This window comes from Streptomyces gossypii (genome assembly GCF_025165795.1).
Taxonomy (GTDB): Bacteria; Actinomycetota; Actinomycetes; order Streptomycetales; family Streptomycetaceae; genus Streptomyces; species Streptomyces gossypii.
The window spans coordinates 503,158-522,267 of sequence record NZ_JAJAGO010000004.1 but is presented as its reverse complement, the minus strand read 5'-3'; the positions used below and the strand labels follow the sequence as shown (position 1 = coordinate 522,267).

12 protein-coding genes are annotated in these 19,110 nt (G+C 73.5%); 3 read left to right on the top strand and 9 right to left on the bottom strand.

The features are described from left to right. Position 1: 1 nt before the first annotated feature. The 4 genes from LHJ74_RS11450 to LHJ74_RS11435 form a co-directional block, all read right to left on the bottom strand. Entirely contained in the window at positions 2-976 is a 975-nt protein-coding gene (locus tag LHJ74_RS11450) for an ATP-binding cassette domain-containing protein (protein ID WP_260217800.1), read from the bottom strand. Continuing rightward, the gene (locus tag LHJ74_RS11445) at positions 973-3,786 is read right to left on the bottom strand and encodes an FtsX-like permease family protein (RefSeq protein ID WP_260217799.1); all 2,814 of its coding nucleotides are present in this window, start codon (positions 3,784-3,786) and stop codon (positions 973-975) included. The genes LHJ74_RS11450 and LHJ74_RS11445 overlap by 4 nt, the downstream gene beginning before the upstream one ends. A gap of 5 nt (positions 3,787-3,791) precedes the next feature. Further along, complete coding sequence (locus tag LHJ74_RS11440; protein WP_260217798.1) at positions 3,792-7,265, bottom strand: ABC transporter permease; 3,474 nt, start codon at positions 7,263-7,265, stop codon at positions 3,792-3,794. A gap of 62 nt (positions 7,266-7,327) precedes the next feature. Further along, positions 7,328-7,732, bottom strand: coding sequence for a globin (locus LHJ74_RS11435; protein ID WP_311203281.1), 405 nt, complete (start codon positions 7,730-7,732; stop codon positions 7,328-7,330). Positions 7,733-7,832: 100 nt separating this feature from the next. Between LHJ74_RS11435 and LHJ74_RS11430 the strand changes: the two genes are divergently transcribed. Then, positions 7,833-11,186: an ATP-binding protein gene (locus LHJ74_RS11430; RefSeq protein WP_260217797.1), complete on the top strand. Its 3,354-nt coding sequence runs from the start codon at positions 7,833-7,835 to the stop codon at positions 11,184-11,186. Between the two features lie 42 nt (positions 11,187-11,228). On the opposite strand, the gene LHJ74_RS11425 is transcribed toward LHJ74_RS11430, so the two are convergent. The 3 genes from LHJ74_RS11425 to LHJ74_RS11415 all read right to left on the bottom strand — a co-directional run bounded on the left by LHJ74_RS11425 (position 11,229) and on the right by LHJ74_RS11415 (position 13,820). Beyond that, entirely contained in the window at positions 11,229-12,089 is an 861-nt protein-coding gene (locus LHJ74_RS11425; protein WP_260217796.1) for an ABC transporter permease, read from the bottom strand. Beyond that, positions 12,086-13,129, bottom strand: coding sequence for an ATP-binding cassette domain-containing protein (locus tag LHJ74_RS11420; RefSeq protein ID WP_260217795.1), 1,044 nt, complete (start codon positions 13,127-13,129; stop codon positions 12,086-12,088). The genes LHJ74_RS11425 and LHJ74_RS11420 overlap by 4 nt, the downstream gene beginning before the upstream one ends. 73 nt (positions 13,130-13,202) lie before the next feature. Then, positions 13,203-13,820 (bottom strand): NADPH-dependent FMN reductase, encoded by a 618-nt coding sequence (locus tag LHJ74_RS11415; RefSeq protein ID WP_260217794.1) that lies wholly within the window; start codon positions 13,818-13,820, stop codon positions 13,203-13,205. 315 nt (positions 13,821-14,135) lie between these two features. Between LHJ74_RS11415 and LHJ74_RS11410 the strand changes: the two genes are divergently transcribed. Then, entirely contained in the window at positions 14,136-15,086 is a 951-nt protein-coding gene (locus tag LHJ74_RS11410) for a methyltransferase domain-containing protein (RefSeq protein ID WP_260217793.1), read from the top strand. Between the two features lie 72 nt (positions 15,087-15,158). Next, a complete protein-coding gene (locus tag LHJ74_RS11405; RefSeq protein ID WP_260217792.1) occupies positions 15,159-16,073 on the top strand; it encodes a phosphotransferase enzyme family protein in 915 nt (304 codons plus the stop codon). Positions 16,074-16,131: 58 nt separating this feature from the next. On the opposite strand, the gene LHJ74_RS11400 is transcribed toward LHJ74_RS11405, so the two are convergent. Next, positions 16,132-17,565 (bottom strand): FHA domain-containing protein, encoded by a 1,434-nt coding sequence (locus tag LHJ74_RS11400; RefSeq protein WP_260217791.1) that lies wholly within the window; start codon positions 17,563-17,565, stop codon positions 16,132-16,134. Between the two features lie 24 nt (positions 17,566-17,589). Then, complete coding sequence (locus LHJ74_RS11395; RefSeq protein ID WP_260217790.1) at positions 17,590-18,945, bottom strand: vWA domain-containing protein; 1,356 nt, start codon at positions 18,943-18,945, stop codon at positions 17,590-17,592. Positions 18,946-19,110 lie beyond the last annotated feature (165 nt).

The window sequence follows — 19,110 nt, the reverse complement described above, 5'->3', positions numbered from 1 at the left end:
ATTACACCGGTGGCGGTGTGTCCGGCCGCACCTCGATGTGGTCCGGCTGGAGCTCCAGCAGCACCCGGTCGCGGATCGCCAGCGGCTCGGTGAACTCCGGCGGCAGCTGCAGCCGCCCGGAGCGGTCGATCGTCGTGTACTCGCGGCTGACGGTCGACTCCCCGCCGTTCTCGTCCGTGCGCACGTGCCGCAGCGTCTCCGAGCTCGTCCGGCCGTCCCGGATCGACACGGTGCGGCTGACCTCCGAGGACACCGCCTGATCGTGGGTGACGACCAGGATCGTCGTCCCCAGCTCGGAGTTGGCCGTGCGGAGCGCGCTGAAGACCTGCTCGGCCGTGGCCGTGTCCAGCTCTCCGGTCGGCTCGTCGGCGAAGACGACCGCCGGATCGTTGGCCAGCGCCACCGCGATGGCGACACGCTGCTGCTCCCCGCCGGAGAGCCCGGCGGGCCGCCGGTCCAGGCAGTGGGACATGCCCAGCAGGTCGAGCAGTTCGGCGGCCCTGGCCATCCGGGCACGGTTCCCCCGCCTGCCCACGCCCATGCCGCGGCTCCGGCCGCGCAGCTGCATCGGCAGCGCCACGTTCTGCGCGGCGGTCAGATACGGCAGCAGGTTCCGCGAGGTGCGCTGCCAGATGAACCCGACGGTGTCCCGCCGGTAGCCCAGTCTGGTCTTCGCGTCCATCCCGAGCAGATCGCAGCCCGCGACCGAGGCGCTCCCGGCCGTCGGCGTGTCCAAGCCCGCCAGGATGTTCAGCAGCGTCGACTTTCCGCTGCCCGAGGCGCCCACGATCGCCGTGAGTTCGCCCTCCTTGATGAGCAGGTCGAGTCCCTGGAGCGCCTGCACCTCCACGCCGTCCGCCTGGAAGACGCGGACCAGCCGGTCGCAGACGATCAGCGCGTCCTGGCCGTACGCGGGCCCGCTTCTGGTGGCGCGCCGCTCCAGCTCGGCAAGCGTGGGCTCGGTTTCGGTGCTCATAGCGGCTCCATCCGGAGATCCGTTGTCCGGCCGGCGATCCGGGCCTGTACGAGCAGCGCGGCACAGGCGAGGATCAGCAGGCACAGGGCGGGCAGTGCCAGGGACAGCGGATCGGTCGCGAGGTGTACGGGGTCGGCTGCCGGAGTCCCGGCGAGCGTGGTCAGATCGATGCCGGGTCGCAGCAGCGGCACCGAGGCGAGTGCGGTCAGCACCCCGGCCACCGCCGCGAGCACGTACATCGGCAGTGATTCGATCAGCAGCAGCCACCGGCCCTGCCGACGGGGGAGCCCCATGGTGCGCAGCCGGGCCAGCAGCGTGATCCGCTCGGGGGCGGTCTGCAGCAGGGAGAGCAGCACGGCGAGGGCGCTGAACCCCGCGGCGGCCAGCACCGCGCCGACATACAGGCGTTCGGCTCCGGACTGGAGCACGGAATCGCTGTACGAGTCGCGCTGCTCGGTGCGCAGGTTCAGGGTGAGGTCCGAGCCCTTGTCCGGGACCAGCTCGCGCAGCGCGGCGCTGTCGAGGGAAGAGCCGCTCAGCAGCAGGGAGTTGGGGGAGACGAGCGCGCTGTCGGCCGTGTCGGGCCGGGTCCGCTCCACGGCCGCGCGGGACAGCACCAGGAAGTCGGCGCCCCGGACGGCGGGAGTGCTCTGCCGTACGACCTCGGCGTGCACCGTCAGTTCGAGCCCCGGTACGGAGACCGACGCACGGTCCGCCATCTTCTCCGCCAGCGGCGCGGAGACCAGCGCCGGTAGCGCCTGATCCGGCCCGCCGGCTCCCTTGCCCGGACGCAGCGCCCGCTCGGCAAAGGCACCGAAGCCGGTGCGCTCCGCGAGCCGGGCGTACGCGCGGGGCTCGGCGATGACCACGGTGACGCCGCTGCCCGCGGTCACCCCGCTGGAGCTGTCCACGACGTCGCCGCCGTGGAAGACCCGGATCTCGCTGACGTCCGCCACGCCGTCCGCCTTCCGCACCTGTGCGAGGACCTTGCCGGACAGCTGCTCCGGGGAGTCGAGGCGGGCGTCCGCTCCCACCGCCCGCAGTGCCGCCGCCTCGCGGCCGTCCGCGATCCCGGCCAGCACCGTGCCGCCGAAGGCGGCAACGGTCAGGGCCACCAGCATGGTCAGCAGCGGCAGCCCGGCGACGGCTGCGGACGGGGCGCGGGCGGCGCGCGCCATGCCCAGGAAGGCGACCGGTCCCCGGCGCCGCGCGGCGGGCCGGGAAAGCAGCCGCAGCGGCAGCGGATAGAGCCGGACGAGGACCAGCGCGACGGCGAGGGCCAGCAGCACGGGTGCCGCCGACAGCATCGGATCCGGACTGCCTCCGTCCTCGCCACCGCCGCCCGTCCCGCGCCGGCGGAGCGCCACGAGGGTGCCCACCACCAGGGTCAGCACGGTGACCTCCACGACCGTGCGCCGCCTGGAGCGCCGCCCCCGCAGCATGTCGGAGCGCTGGGACGGCACCTGCGGACGGCGGTGCGTGAGTGCGGCGCGTACGGGCAGCGTGAACAGGGCGACGGCGGTCACCACCGCTGCCGCCGGAAGGGCTTGACTCCACCGTCCGGCGGGAGTGATGAGGAGCGCCGTCGCCGTGCCGAGGGCCGCCGCGGGCAGCCCGACGGCGGCCGTCTCGGCCAGCAGGCGTCCGGCCAGGCCGCGCAGCGAGCTGCCCCGCGAGCGCCAGAGGGCCAGCTCCGCCTCCCGCCGCGCGGCCGCCAGCACACCCCACAGCAGCAGGACGGTGACCGCAGCCGTCGCCAGGCCCAGCGTGGCCATCAGCAGCAGCGGCGCGACTGCCGAACGCTCGCGTTCGAAGCTCGCGAGCAGCTCGACCAGCCCTTCGTTGAAGGTGATCGGGCCGACGGCGGCTGCCTGCTCCAGCCGGGTGGCGTCCCGGCCGACGGTCAGCGACGTCAGGGTGTCCCGCAGCTCGGCGACCTGGTGCGCCTGGATGCCGCCGGTACGCAGCTGCTGGTGCCAGAAGAGTTCCGCGCCGTCCTTGAGATCCAGCAGGGCCGCCGTGGCCTGCCGGTCGATGAACGCGCTGAAGTGCCAGTAGTGCTCCGGCTCGCTGCCGGGGCCGGGCGGCTTCAGGCTCTTCAGGGTGGGCCGGTCGAGGCTCGGCTCGGCCTTCCAGTAGACATCGCCGGGTGAGCGCGGGCTGATCAGGCCGGTCACCTTCACCGTCGTCTCGCCCGAAAGGCCGGCGAGACGGAAGGTGTCACCGGTCCGCAGCTTCATCCGGTGGGCGGTGGCGGGGGTGAGCACGGCCTCTACATGGCGCTCGCCGGGCGGGCCGGTCAGGCGCCCGCCGGGCATCCGTCCCTCGACGAGACGGCTGTGCCGGGCAAGGTCCGGCTGGGCGACGAGCGAGGTCCGCGGGGTGAGCTGCGGGGAGGGCCGGGGGAATCCGGGGTCGATGGCTGCGGCGGGCTTGCGGTTGTGGACGCCGTACACCGCCCCGTCCCGGTCGGCGGGCAGCGGTGGCCGGACCGCCCGGCGGAACGCCTCGGCCGACCTGTCGAGTGCGGGCGGCAGCACCAGCTCGCGCGGGTCGGTCTCCGGGCCGCCGTACACGGCCTCGGCCGTGCCGCTGACGAGCTGGTCCCGGAGCGGCGCCTCGGCGACGGACTCGCGCAGCGCGTCGTTCTCGTAGCCGTCGATGAGGCGGGGGAGGGCGGCGGCGGTGAAGGCCGTGACCATCAGCAGCGCGGCGAAGGCGAGAGCGGCACCGGGTGCGGCGCGCAGCCGCGTCCAGGTCCAGGCCGCTGCCAGGCCGCGCCCTCGGCGAAGGTCGGTCCGTCGTGTCATCGCCGTCAGTCCCCCCGCTCGGTACGCAGCGCGGCGACCGGATCGGCACCGCGCAGCGCGGTAGCGGCGATCACCAGCACCGGAGCGACCAGCACCGCGCCGAGCAGCAGCGTGAGCGGGCCGAGCGGCAGCCGCACCAGCAGTTCGGGCACCGGCTGGGTCGCCTCGCCGGTCAGCACGATCAACGGGACGACGAGCCGGGTCAGCAGAATCCCCAGCCCCAGCCCGATCGCCAGCGAGATCAGCACCAGCAGGCTCTGCTCCGTCGCCAGGATCTGCGCGAGGCGGCGCCGTGGCGCGCCCAGTGCCCGCAGCACCGCGAACTCGGCGGTCCGCTCCCGCACCGCCCCGGCCGCGCTCACCGCGAAGCCCATGGCGGCCAGTGCGGCGGCGGCCAGCGCGCTGGCGGTGAGGGCGGTGCGGGGGCCCGCGCTGAGCGGGTCGCTGCGCAGTTCGGCGGCCAGTTCGTCGCGTACGACGAGCTTGTCCAGCGAGGGCTGCGCGCGCAGCTGCTCGACGACCTGGCGGGTCTGCCCCTCACGGGCCCCCACCCACCAGCTCTCCGGTTCCAGCGGGGTGCTCGAGGCGGCGAGCAGCGCGCGGTTCAGCGAGGCGAGATCGAGCAGCAGGGCGCCGCCGTCCTTGCCCGGGGTGCGGGGGGAGGTGCCGGGCAGGGCGCGTACGGAGCCGGTGAGGCGTATGGTCAGCTCGGTGCTGGAGATCCGTGCTTTGACGGAATCGCCCACCTCGGCGCCGCTCGCGGTCAGGAAGGCGTCGGTGGCGACGGCGGCCAGCTCGTCCTTCCCGGTGCCCTTGCCCCCGCCGCCCCCGTTGTCCTTGCCGCCGGGCGTCAGCCGCAGGTCCACGGGGACCGGCCCGATGCCGTAGGGCTCGGGCGACGGGGCGGATCCGCTGGTGTAGCGGACGGTCAACGGGTCGTCGCCTGCGCCGTCCCCGCCGTCTCCGTTTCCGCCGTCTCCGCTCCGCCCGGGCCCGGCCGAGTGGATCTCCGGATTCTCGTAGGGCCCGGTGCCGAGGATCTGCTGCTGGTCCTCGGTCCCCACCACGGAGGCCCAGCGGGTCCCCGAGGGGATCTCGACCGTTGCGGCGGAACCGTCGCCGCCGAAGGACTCCAGCGCGGTGAGCGTCAGCCGCCGCTCCTCGTCACGGGAGGGGGCGAGATGCGAGACGGTGAGCCGGGTCAGCCGCAGCGGCTCGGCGGGCGCGCCCTCCCTGCCGCCGGCGGCGGTGTCCAGCCGGGCGGCGAGGCCGTGGACCCGGCCGTCGGCTGTGAGGTCGCCGACCCGGAATTCGTACGGCACGCCGAACCGGTCCTCCAGGGTGAGGGAGACGGTGTCCTGGCTGGACCGTTCGCTCTCGGCGCCCGCGCCGTCGTCCTGGCCGTCGTCCTGCCCCTGCTGCCCGAGCCTCTCCAGCCGCAGGCTCAGCCGGAGTTCGCGGGTGTCCTCGGGCAGCGGGATGCCCTTTGCGGCGCGCTTGCCGGGGCCCGCCAGCGGGCGCAGCAGCTCCGGCAGCGGCTGGTCGGTGAGGTCCTCCCGCATCCGCAGCAGGCCGTCCGAGGCCGCCCGGGTGTCGGTGGCCAGCACCTGCGCGGTGCGCTCGCCCTCGACGCTGAACTCGTCGCGAGCGAGCGGGGCCACCGTGCTGACCCCCTCGATGTCCGAGTAGAGGCCGCCCTGCCCGAAGGCGGGTGCGGTGGAGCCCGTGACATGCACGTCAGCACCCGTACGGAAATCCGCTTGGTCCCCCTGTGAACGGTCCCAGCTCGCGCCCTGCCCGACCGCGAACACCCCCATCGCCACGGCCAGTACGAGCAGCAGCGCCGGCCCGGCGCCGCGCATCGGGCGCCTGCTGAGCTGCCAGCCGGCGAGCGCCCCGGCGAGGCCGCGCGAGCGGGCGGCGCGGTGCTCGCCGATCCGGGCCGCCAGCGGCAGCAGCCGCAGCGCCAGCACCGTGCCCGCGAGCAGGGCGAGCGCGGGCGCGGTGACCAGCACCGGATCGATGCCCAGCGCGTCGGATCCGGTGCTGCCGCCGTCGGTGCCGGTCAGCACGCCGGTGCCGGCGGCCCGGCGCTCCAGCTGCCAGTAGGCGACGCCCGCGATCGCGACGAGCGCCAGATCGGATCCGCCGCGCAGCATCGCGGCCGCCTTGCGCCTCCCCGGGGAACGCTGCGACCGCACACCGTCGGACCGTCTCCGCAGCGAGGGCGCGATGACCGTCGCCGCGCAGGCCAGCGCCGTGCCGAGGCCGACCCACCAGGCCTCCGCCGGAAGCCGGACGGTGGGATCGGCCCCGGAGCGGCCGAGGGCGCCGCTGCCCATCAGGGCCTCCACGACGGGCACCGCGACGAGCGGCGCCAGCAGCGCGCCGGGCAGCACTAGCAGCAGCGCCTCGGCGCCGGACAGGGCGGCGATCCGGCCGCGCGAACCTCCGCGTGCCCGCAGCAGCGCCGTCTCCGAGGCCCGCTCGGAGGCCAGCAGTTGGGCGACGAGCAGCAGGGCGAGACCCGCGAGGACCGCCAGTTGCAGTGCGGCGATCAGCAGTGTGGAGCGTCCGACGAGCAGTGTGCGCTCCAGCGCGTCCAGCAGCGCGGGGAGTTCGCTGGATGCTGTGGCGCCGCGCACTTCCGAGGAATCAGCGAAACCGGCGGCCGACTGGCGTACGCGGTCGCGCAGCTCGCCGATGCGGGAGGTGGAGACGCCCGAGAAGTCCGCCTCTGCCTGCCAGTGGGCCGAGGCGGGCTCCAGCGCTTCGCGGAACACCTCCGCGTTGACGGCCAGCGGGCCGTAGGTGGTGAATGCGAGCGTGCGGACGCCGTCGCCCTCCAGCGGGTCCATCCGCCAGTAGGGGTCGTCGCTGTCCTTGGCGGCGTAAGTCCCCGAGATCGCCGCGCGCACGGGGGGCGGGCCGCTGAGGCGGCTCTTCAGATCGATGTGGTCGCCCGGTGCGAGCCCCAGCCGCTTCGCGGCGGCCTCCGGCAGCGCGACGGGGATGACGGCGGCGTTCCCCGCGTCCGCCCCGGCCGCATCCGCCTCGGCGGTGGGCCAGGTGCCCGCGGTCATGCGCACCCGGTCCTCGTCCAGCGAGGCGAAGAGCGTCAGATCAGGGTCCTCGCTCCGCCCCGCGTCCTCGGGCCGCAGCGCGCGCGGCAGGGCGTAGGGGCCGGAACGGGTGCTGGCGTCGACGGCGGTCGGCAGCCCGTCGAAGGCGCGCCGCGCCGCCTTGCGTACGGACCGGTCGATGGCCTCCGCGTCCTCGGACGTCACATCCGCCTGGACGTCGATGACGGTGCGTGGAGCGGACTGGTGTTCGAGGCTGCGGCGCAGTCCGGTGTCGCCGATGGTGGCGGCGAACGCGGAGAGGATGACCAGCACCGAGGTGGCCAGCACCACGGTGAGCAGGGCAGCGGCTATGAGCAGCCGGTGCGCCCGCACCCGTGACAAGACGAACCCAGCCAAGCCCCGCAGCCCCCTGTACCCCCTGCGCCCTCACCTTCGGCGCCGGGTGGTGGGGCGATGGCTCATTCCGAGGAATTGACCATAGTCCTTGCGGCGTACACGAGATAGTCCCAGAGTTGCCGTTCGTGCTCCGGGGCCAGCTCCAGGCTGTCCACGGCCTCGCGCATGTGCGACAGCCACGCGTCGTGCGCGGCCTCGTCGACCTTGAACGGGGCGTGCCGCATCCGCAGCCTCGGGTGGCCGCGCTGCTCGCTGTAGGTGCGCGGGCCGCCCCAGTACTGGATCAGGAAGAGGGCGAGCCGCTCCTCGGCCGGGCCGAGGTCCTCCTCCGGGTACATCGGCCGCAACACCGGGTCCTGGGCCACCCCCTGGTAGAAGCGGCGGACGAGGCGCCGGAAGGTCTCCTCGCCGCCGACCTGTTCGTAGAAAGTCTCCGTCTGCACGGTGCCGCGCGGAATCTCCATCACCTCCCCATGGTCGCAGACGCCCCGCCGGAACCCGTGGGCCGTGGAATGTGCCGCCTTCGGCAGGCCCACTGTCAGTGGTGGCCGGTACGTTCGGAACACCATGTCTGTCACCGGAGAGAAACCATTCCTGATCGGCCGGGAGCACCCCGCCGCAGTGCTGCGCGCCGAGGTCGGCCGCGCGGCGGAGAGCCACGGCGGCCTGGTGCTGGTCGCCGGCGAGGCCGGGATCGGTAAGACGACGCTCGTCGCGGGCGCGGTGGAGGAGGCCAGGCGCCTGGGCGCGCTGGTGCTGAGCGGCTCCTGCTGGGATTCGGAGAACGCCCCGGGCTACTGGCCCTGGGTGCAGCTGATCCGTGGCCTGCGGCGCGGCGCCACCGCCGACGAGTGGGCGGCGGCCGAGCAGGCCGCCGGGAGCGGGCTGGGCGTTCTGCTGGGTGAGACGCGCGGCACCGGGGCCGTCGAGAGCTTCCAGCTCTACGACGCGGTGACCACGGCGCTGGTCTCCGTCTCGCAGCACCGCCCCGTGGTGGCGGTGCTCGACGACCTGCACTGGGCGGACACCGACTCGCTGGGTCTGCTGGAGTTCGCCGCCCGGCACACCTGGTTCGAGCGCCTGCTGCTGGTGGGCACCTACCGCGACGTCGAGGTGGAGCAGGACGAGCACCCGCTCCGCCCGCTGATGACCCCTCTCGTCGCGAAAGCGACGACGGTGACGCTGACCGGTCTCGACGCCGACGAGGTCGGCGCCCTGATGGCCCGTACGGCGGGGCGGCCGCCCGATCCGGAGCTGGCGGCGGAGGTGCACCGCCGCACCGGCGGCAACCCGTTCTTCGTCGAGCAGACCGCCCGCCTCTGGCACAGCGGCGGCACGGTCACGGCAGTGGCCCCCGGCGTGCGCGATGCGCTGCGGAGACGCCTGTCTCTGCTGCCCACCCCGGTCGAGCGGCTGCTCACGAGCGCCGCGGTGCTGGGCCGGCAGTTTCACCGCCAGGTCCTCGCGGGGGTGGCGGCGGCACCGGTGCCCCAGGTCGACCGGCTGCTGGACCGGGCCGTCGCCGCCCGGCTCGTGGTGGTCCAAGGGGCCGGGCGCTTCGCCTTCGCGCACGATCTGGTCCGGGAGGCGCTCTACGACGCGCTCGGTGAGACCGAGGCGCAGGCACGGCACGCGGCCGTCGTCCGGACGCTGGACGGGGACGCGGCGCTCGCCCGTAAGGTCGTCCCGGCGGACCTGGCCCATCACGCCCATCTCGCCGGCGCTGCGCTGGAGTCCTCGCGGGTGGTCGACCACCTGCTGGCCGCCGCCCAGGACGCCGCGGCGAGGATGGCCTTCGCCGAGCAGACCGGCCACCTCCGCCGTGCCCTGGAGCGGGCCGTCGGCAGCGAGCCGCGCAGAGCCGTCATCATCGGCCTCGACCTGGGCACCGAGCTGGGGCACGCCGGCCGCCGTGAGGAGTCCTGGCAGGTGCTCGCCGACGCGGTGGCACGGGCCCGCGAGCTGGACGACCCGGAGCTGCTGGCGCGGGCGGCGCTCACCCTCTACCGGGCCGGCGGTGCCGGGGAGACCGGCGGCCTCGGCGGTGGCGCGGACCTCGGCGACCACGGGCGGCTGACCTCCGAGCTGCTCTCGGAGGTCCACGGCAGACTGGTCCGCCCGGGGGCGGCCAGGCGGCCGGACCAAGGGCCCGACCTGCTCGCCCGGGAGCTGGCGGTGCACGCGGCGGTACTCGCCCGGCGTGGCCAGGACGACGACGCGCTGTCGTTCAGCCTGTGGACGCGCCACAACCAGCTGTGGGGCCCCGGCACCGCCGCCGAGCGCAAGGCCCTGACGGACGAGATGATCGCGGTGGCACGGCGCACGGCAGACGAGGAGACCGAGCTGTTCGCGCTCTCGTTCTGCTGGGTGGCGCTGCTGGAACAGGGCGACCCGCGCTACCTCGACTACTTCCGCCGCTTCGTGACGATGGCCGAACGCGAGGGCGGGCAGCGGGCCGTGATGAGCTCCGCGATCGACCAGAGCGTGATCGCCTCGCTCGGCGGCCGTTTCGACGAGGTGGAAGAGCTGCTCGAACGCGCACGTGGGGCGGCTCACGGGCATGCGGGGGAGCACGAGCACTTCGCCTACATGGTCCACCACATGCGCTGGGCGCTGCTGCTCGCGCAGGGCAGGTTCGAGGAGCTGGACGCCCTGCACCGCACCCTCGCCGAGACGAACTACCCGATCCCCCGGCTGTTGGAGGGCATCACGGCCGCGCAGCGGGGCGACGCCGGATCCGCGCTGCGCCACCTCGCCGCGCTGGACGCGGGCCAGGAGACCTTCCCGCGCAGTTACGCCGCGCTGTGGCTGAGATTCCAGGCGGAGGTGGCGGCGGTCTCGCGCGACCCGGAGCTGTGCGAGCGTGCCCGCCGTGCGCTCACGCCGTACGCGGACGAGTGGGCGGTAGCGCTCTTCGGGTGCGATGTGAGCGGCCCGGTGATCTTCTGGCTGGCCCGTATCGACGCCGCGCAGGAGCGCTGGGAGGAGGCGGTGGCGGGGTTCACCGCAGCCGTGGAATCGGCCGTCCCGCTCCAGGCGCACTTCTGGGCGGCGAGCGCGCGCCTGCGGCTCGCCGAGGTGCTGCTCGCCCGCGGCGCGGACGGGGACGCGGACGACGCGGTCGCGCTGCTGGAGCGGGTGCGGCGGGAGACGTCGGGGACGGGGATGGGGCAGCTCGCCGAGCGTGCGCGGCAGCTGCGGGCCGAGGCCGTTGCGGATGCCGGGCCGGGGGGCGGGGCGGGGGGCGCCGACGCGGCTGCCCCGGCTGCCCCTGCCGCCTCGGCTCCCGCCTCCGCATCTGCCTCCGGCTCCGTGCAGGAGTTCCGGAGGGAGGGTGCGGTGTGGACTCTCACCTTCGGCGGTCGCACCGCCCATATGCCCGACGCCAAGGGGCTGCGTGACCTGCACACCCTGATCAGCAGCCCCGGCAGGGACATCCCGGCCGTACGGCTCCTCGCCCCGGAGGGCGGCGATCTGGTGGTGGCCGCCCGGCAGTTGGGCGGTGACGAGATCCTGGACGACGAGGCCAAGGCCCGGTACAAGCAGCGGCTCACCCTGCTCGACGAGGAGATCGACCGGGCGGCGGAGCGCGGTGACGACCGCCGCGCCGCTGAGTTCGACCGTGAGCGCGAGGCCCTGCTGCGCGAACTGCGCAGCGCGGCGGGGCTCGCGGGCCGCAGCCGCCGCCTGGGAGACGAGGCGGAGCGGGCCCGTAAGACGGTCACCGCGCGCATCCGCGACACCCTGCGCAAGCTGGACGGACGGCATCCGCAGCTGGCGGCGCATCTGCGCGCGGCGGTCTCCACCGGGGCCGCCTGCCGCTATCAGCCGCAGCATCAAGATCAGCCCCAGCATCAAGATCAGTCGCAGCACGAAGATCAGCCTGAGCATGCCGGAAGCGGCGGCCCCGGGGGGCTGTGAGCCGCCAGGGGCCGCCGTAACGCCACAGCGGCCCGCCGCTGGTCACTTGCGGTTGTAGAGCCGCATCGTGATCGGGCCGAAGACCAGCACGAGAGCCGCGGACCAGAGCAGCGACCAGGTGATGTCCTCACCGGGCCAGCCGCCCGCCATCAGTTCCCGTACGGCTGAGGAGAGATGGGTGATGGGGCTGTTGTTCACGAACGCCTGGAGCCAGCCCGGCATCGTCGCGGGGTCGACGAAGATGTTGCTGCCGAAGGTCAGCGGGAAGAGCATCATCATGCTGACCCCCATCACGGACTTCTCGCTGCGCAGCAGCAGCCCGAACATCGTCCAGATCCAGGAGAAGGAGAACGAGAACACCAGCAGCAGCGCCACCCCGGCCAGTACGCCGCCGGCGCCGCCCTCGGGCCGGAATCCCATGATCATGCCGACGGCCAGCATCACCGCCGACGCCCCGGCGTAGCGGACGACATCACCGAGCAGATAGCCGACCATCGGCGCGGGCCGCCATATCGGCAGCGTACGGAAGCGGTCGAAGACACCCTTCTCGATATCGGTGTTGACCGCGACCCCGGTGTACATCGTGATCATCACCACGCTCATCACCAGGACGCCCGGCAGCAGGAACTGCAGATAGTCCGAGGTCGACCCGGCGAGCGCACCTCCGAAGAGGTACGTGTACATCAGGACCATCATGATCGGGAAGACGGTCACGTCGAAGAGCTGCTCCGGCACATGCTTGATCTTCAGCATCGCCCGCCAGCCGAAGGTGACGGAGGCGCTCAACGCGCTGGGGCGCGGTGGTCGTTCCTTCGCCACCAGCAAGGCGGCGAGGTCGTCGGTGCGGACGGCCGCCAGTTCCTCCGAACCGGCGGGGGAGGTGGTCGCGGTCGCGGTGCTCATGCTGCGGTCTCCTTGGTGAGTGTGCCGGTGGCGGTGGTGTCCGTGGTGGTGTCCGTGGTGAGGTCGGCGGGGCGGTCGGTGAGGGAGAGGAACACCTCGTCCAGGCTGGGCTGCCCCAGCGAGAAGGTGTCCACGGTGATCCCGGCGGCGGCGAGTTCGGCGAGTGCGCGCGCGGCCTGGGGCGCGGCGCCGTTCCCGTCGTCACCGTCGCCGACCCGTGCGGTCAGCGCCACCGGATCGGGGTCCGCCTGCACCGGTGCGTCCAGCACGCGGGCGAGCAGCCGCTCGGCCTCCGGCCGCTCGTGCGCGTTCCGCAACCGCAGGTGCACCGAGCCCGCGCCGACTGATGCCTTCAGCTCTCCCTTGGTGCCCTCGGCGATCACCTTCCCCTTGTCGATGACGGCGATACGGGACGCCAGCTGGTCGGCTTCGTCGAGGTACTGCGTCGTCAGCAGCACCGTGGTGCCCTGTGCGACGACGGCCCGGACGATGTCCCACACCTGGTTGCGACTGCGCGGGTCCAGCCCGGTCGTCGGTTCGTCCAGGAAGAGCAGATCGGGGGTGTTGAGGATGCTCGCGGCGATGTCGATGCGCCGCCGCATGCCGCCGGAGTAGTTCTTCACCTGCCGGTCGGCGGCGTCGTTCAGGCCGAACGCCTCCAGCAGCTGCGCGGCCCTGGCCCGTGCGGCGGTCTTGTGGTGCCCCAGCAGGCGCCCCAGCAGCATGAGGTTCTCCACCCCGGTGAGGTCCTCGTCCACCGAGGCGTACTGGCCGGTCAGGCTCACCATGCCGCGTACGATGGCCGCTTCGCGCCGGACGTCGTGGCCGAAGATCCGTGCCTCGCCGCCGTCCGGGCGCAGCAGGGTGGCGAGCATCTTGACCGCCGTCGTCTTTCCCGCGCCGTTCGGGCCCAGCACGCCGTAGACCGTGCCGGTGGGCACGGTGAGGTCGATGCCGTCTACCGCGCGGGTGTCACCGAACACCTTGACCAGCCCGGATGTCTCGATGGCGGGAGCGTTCCCGCCCCTGTGCTCACTCACGTCGCTCGCGCTCCTTCTCAGTGGTTTCTGTTGACTTCTGGCTGTTCTCTGACCGGCTGGTGCTGCTGACCCCTCAGGACACGTACGGGTGCGCGGCGCGGGCGTCCCGCAGCGCGTGGCCCCACCAGCTGAGCTGGTCGAGCATCGCCGTGGCGTCCTGTTCGCCGTCGGTGCAGCCGCCCCAGTCCTCGCCTTCGCCGTCCTCGCCTTCGGCGGTGAGCAGATCGAAGCTCGCGCTGTTCCGCATCGTGACGGTGTGCAGTTCGACGAACACCGAACGCAGGGCCTCCACCGCGTACAGCCCCCGGGAGCGGCAGCCGTAGGAGACGAACCCGACCGGCTTCGCATGCCACTCGTCGTAGGCGAAGTCGATCGCCTGCTTCAGCGAGGCGGGAAAGCTGCGGTTGTACTCCGGCGTGACGATGACGAAGGCTTCCGCGCGGTCGATCTCGGCGGTGAACGCCGCCATCTGCGGCGTCGGAAGCTCGGGATAACGTGCCGGGAACACGAACTCCGCGAGGTCGACGACCTTCGGCTCCAGGTCGCCGCGCCGCCCCGCGCGGTCCGTTACCCAGCGGCACACCGCGTCGCCGACCCGGCCCTCGCGGGTACTGCCGATGATGACGGCCACCCGCAGTCTCCGGCTTGCCGTGGTGCTCGGCGTGCCCGCTGCCCAAGGCGTGGGTTTCATGGGTCCTCCTCTCGCGGCTGCCGGCTTCGGGCTGGACGGCTGTACACCACGAAGGCGCGAGGAAGGACCAAGCAATCCGCTGGACCAGGTCTGGCGGAGCGGTCCAGCGGCTGGAGCAGAATGGTGCAACGGAGCGGAGGGCAGGTCGGGAACGCGCGGGCGTCCTGGCTGCGGGAGTACCAGTTGCGGGAGTTCGCGGAGGCCACCTACGGAAGCACACCATCCGGTGTCGGGGCCGACGATCTCCCCCCCCGTGCCCCGTGCCCCGTGCCCCGCGCCCTCGCGCGAACCGCCGGGCCGCCGCACAGTGGAGGTATGGGCAGCGCGACAGCACTCGTACAGGGGATCGTGGCGGGCGGCGCCCTCGCTGATCCGGCGTGGCGCCGCGCCTTCGAGGAGGTGCCCCGCGAGCTCTTCGTGCCGTACTACTACACGTCGGTGATCGGCCTGGGAGACGAGGGCTGCGACCGGCTGTCGCACGACGACCCCGACGCGTCGCGCCGGGAGCGCTGGCGGCGAGGCGTGTACGAGGACATGCCGCTGGCCACCCTGATCAGGAACGGCGAACTGCTCTCCTCCAGCAGCCAGCCCTCCCTGATGGCCCGCATGCTGGAAGCCCTGGAAGTCGAAGAGGGCATGCGGGTGCTGGAGATCGGCACCGGGCCGGGCTACAACGCGGCGCTGCTCTCGCACCGGCTCGGCGACGAGCGGGTCACCACCGTCGACATCGACAAGGAGATCACCGACGCCGCCCGCGAACATCTGGACGCCGCCGGATACCACCCGGCCGTCGTCACCGGCGACGGCGCACGCGGCTGCCCGGAACGCGCCCCGTACGACCGGATCATCGCCACCTGCACGCTGCCCTCCGTCCCGCTGCCGTGGCTCGACCAGTGCGCTCCCGGCGCGCTGATCCTGGCACCGCTGGCGACCGGGCTCGTCATGCTCCGCGTCGCGGACGCCACCCACGCCTCGGGGCACTTCCTGGACACTCCGGCCTACTTCGTCCGGCTGCGTGGCAGCCCGCCCGCGCCCGCCCCCGGCGGGTGCCTGAGCGGTCTGCCGGCGCACGCCGCACAGGACGACTCGTTCCGCTTCCTGCTCGCTCTGACGGCGGGACGGGTGCCGCCCCGCGCGGCGTACGAGATCTGGCACGAAGAGGGCCGCCCGGCGCGCGAGCGGTACGGCGTGGCGGTACGGGGCACCACTCAGTGGGCCTGGCTGGACGACCCCGACGGCCCGTACGCGTGGCCACTGGGGGACTGACCCGATCGGGGCCACGGGTGGCAGACTGCACGGGCGCCGGGCAGCAGGTCGTCAGTCGTAAGGGGGGAACCCGTGGGGTTCACGGAGGTGGCGGCGCGGGCGGTACTCGCGGCGGCGGGCGAGGCGGCCGACCGGGCCGAACTGCTCGCACTCGGCGAGAACGCGGTCTTCGCCCTGGACTCTGGCCGGGACGGCAGCGGGGCCGCAGACCGGGCCGCAGACGGCGCGCCCAGTGGTGCGGTCGTGCGTGTCGGCCGTGGCCTGGAGCTGACCGAACGGGCCCGGCACGAGCTGCGGGTGGCCGACTGGCTCGCGGAACGCGGCATACCGGCCGTACGGCCCGCCCGCCCCGAGGTGGAGCTGGTCTCCGGGCACCCGCTGACCTTCTGGCACCGGCTGCCCGCGCCGGTACGGCCGGCCGGGCCCGCCGATCTCGCCGGACTGCTGCGCCAGGTGCACGCGCTGCCGCCACCGCCCTTCCCCCTGCCCCGGCGCGAGCTGCTGGCCGGAGTCGAGCGCTGGCTGCGGCTGGCGGGGGACGCGCTGCCACCCGGGGACGCCGCCTACCTGCGCGCCCGGCGTGACGACTTCGCGGCGGCCATGGCGGAGATCACCCCCATGCTGCCGCCCGGCCCGATACACGGGGACGCCCTGCCGCGCAACGTCCACGTGGGCCCCGACGGGCCCGTCCTGCTCGACCTGGAGACCTTCTCCGACGACCTGCGGGAGCATGACCTGGTGGTGATGGCCCTGAGCCGGGACCGCTACGGACTGCCCGGCGAGGCTTACGCCGAATTCGTGCGGGCATACGGCCGGGATGTACGGGACTGGCCCGGCTGCGCGGTGCTGCGCGGCGCCCGGGAGACGGCCAGCTGCGCCTGGGTCGCCCAGCACGCACCGGCGAACGCGGCGGCCCGGCACGAGTTCGCCCGCCGGATCACCTCCCTGCGCGAGCAGGACACATCCACCCGCTGGCACGCCTTCTGACCGGTCCGGGCCGTTCCCGGGCCCGCCGGCGGGCGGGTCCGGGAACGACCGGGCGGGATCAGCTCTGGTGGAGGGTGATGGTGGTCCAGGCGCCGACGTGGACGCGGTCGCCCGGGTAGAGGGGGATCGGGACGAACGGCTGAATCGGCTCCTCGCTGCCGTTGATGGTGGTGCCGTTCGTGGAGTCCTGGTCGACAACCGCCCAGCTGCCGTCCGGCTGCTGGATGAGGACCGCGTGCTGATGGGAGACCCCGGGGTCCTCCGGCGGGCGGCCCAGATCGATGTCCGGAGCCTCCCCGGTGGACTGGCGGCGGCGGCCGATGGTGATCTGGTGGCCGCTGAGCGGCAGTTGCTGCTCAGCCGAGTACGCGGGCAGGTTGAGCGCCGACGCCTCCGGGCCGCTGCGGCCCATCATGGCCATGAAGTACTCGCGGTCGGGCGCGATCACGGCCGTCCAGGGGCCGCCGGGACGGCCGCCGTTGTGCTCGGGCTGCTGCGGCGGTCGAGCCTGCTGTTGCTGTTGCTGTTGCTGTTGTTGCTGCTGCGGGACCTGTTGGGGGGCCTGCGGGGCCTGCTGGGGTGACGGATGCTGCGGCTGTCCGTAGTCCTGCTGCGGATAGCCGTAACCGCCGCCGCCCTGCTGTCCCTCCGGCGGCCCGGGGTGTACCGGCTGGCCGGGATCCTGCCCTGCGGGCGTGCTGGGCGGGGGCAGCATCCAGTCGCCGCTCGGCTGGGAGGGCTGGGGGGCGGGCGGCGGACCGCCGTGCGTGCCGGGCCCAGCACCAGGCCCAGGGGGGTAAGGCCCAGGCGGTCCAGGCGGACCGGCCAGCGACTCCGCCGGGCGGTTCAGCTGGGACGGGCGGGAGTGGTCGTACCCGAGCCGCTGCTCCTGCGAGGGATCGCTGCCGCCGGGGAAGCCGTGCTGCGGTGAGGGCGGTGGGCCCGGCTGCCCCTGCTGGCCCGGTTGCCCCTGCTGCGGACCGGGAGGTCCCGGCGGACCGGGAGGGCCGGGGGGCCCGCCGTGCGGCGGGAAGCCCCCGTCGTACGGCGGCGGGGGCGGGCCCGGCTGCTGCTGGGGCTGCTGCGGCGGCTGGGGTGGCTGCGGCAGACCCTGCTGCGGGGGTGGTGCCCCGTGCGTCGGGTAGGCGGTCGGGGAGTGCGTGAGGTAGTTGAACCTGCACTCCTCACAGAAGGGTGCCTGCGCCTCACGCGGTGTGCGGCACTGCGGGCACAGCTCCGGAGGGCCCTGCGGCCCGCCGGGGGCCGGATAGCCGTACCCCGGCTGCGGAGGCCCGGGCGCGGGCGGTCCGGGTGGGCCGGGCGGTCCGGGGTAGCCGTACCCCTGCGGTGCGCCAGGGCCCGGCGGTGGAGGCGGCGCCGGGACGGCGCCCGCGTGCGTGCCTGGCGTACCGGGCGACGCAGCCATCCGGTGGCCGCACACCTCGCACCAGTCATCGGCCGCCGACTGGTGGCCGTTCGGGCAAGTCGGCATCGTCGTGCCTCCCCCTCCGTACCGCTATTTCTTCACACGGACCGTCTTCGTGGACCGCGTCTCCAAGGTCATCTCGTCGGCGTCGGCGACCTTCGCCTTCAGTCGAACAGTACCCGCCGCCGCGTCCACGACGTCGACCACCTTCGAAAGCAGTTTCGCAGTGTCGGCGTTCCCGGAGGCGCTGGCCAGCTGAACGGCACGGCCGAGCTTCGCCGTCGCCCCCTCCTCGTCGCCCGATTTACGCAGGTCCAAACCCTGCTGGATGACCTGGGCCAGTTCCGCCTGCCCGGTGTAATGCGCAACCTGCGGGTTGATCCGGGTCGTCACGGACATGTCGTCCGTCCAGACCGCACGAATGAGCCCCTGCGAGAGCGTCTGCGGCGTGCCGCCGTCCGGAGCCGGAAGGACCAGCGACACCCGCGCGGCCAGCATCTCCCTGCCGACCTCGGCCGGCGGCACGTCGACGCACACGTGGTAGTCGCGGGATTCGTCACCCCAGGAGCCGGTCGGGTAGTCGCCCGCCCGCGGGCCGGCCTCGGTGCGGCGGGCGGTCAGATCCTCCACCGTCGGCGCGACCTGTTTGACGAAGCGGATCTCCGCCCCCTGAGGAGTCCACAGCCGCAGGCCGACGTCGGCGACCTCCTTGCCCATGGCCGCCTCCATCATCGAGGTGAAGTCGGCGGCGAGGTGATCCGGATCGGCCACGATATCGGCGGAGCCGAGCAGCGCCGAGGCGATCCCGGTGACCTCCTTGACCTCCCAGTCCGTGCCGACGCCGCGCGCGTCGCAGGTGAAGCGGCCCGCGCAGGCGTCCAGCGCGGCCCGCAGCTGGGCGGGCTCCTCGTGCTCGTTGCGGCCGTCGGTCAGCAGGATGCCGTGCCGGATCGACACGTCCGCCGAGGCCAGCAGCCGGTCGGCGAGGCGGAGCCAGGTGCCGATGGCGGTGCCGCCGCCCGCGCTCAGCTTCCGCAGGGCGTCCTTGGCGGCGGCACGGCTGGTGCCGTCGGCGGTGGCCAGCGCGCCGCCGCCGGGGTAGATCTCCTTCGCCTGGTGGGTGCCGGCGACGACGGCGAAGGCGACGCCGTCGCGCAGCGTGTCGATCGCGGCGGCAGTTGCGTCCCGCGCGTTGCGCATCTTCGTCGGCGGATAGTCCATCGAGCCGGAGCAGTCGACCATGACGACGACCGCGGCGTCCGGGCCGTCCGAAAGCTGCGAGCGGCCGGGGTCGGCGACCGGCAGCGGCATCCCGCCGGACGTACCGCCGCCGGTCGAGGTGACCGTGACGATCGCGTTGACCTCTTGTGCGCCTTCCGGCAGATACGCGTTCTGGTACACGTCGGCCGAGAACCGCGGCACGTTCGACTTGGAGAAATTCGCCATCTGTCTCCTAGCGAGGGGACCACCGGCTTCAGTCGGTGGGGGAATGGCTTCCCTGGTTTCTGGGTAATTTGTGTGTTTCCCGCATGAGATCGGTTCGTGCTGGACCGCAGCCTTCGGGTTGGAAGCCCCCTCCTTCAGGTGCGGGAGCGGAGGCACCTGTTCCGC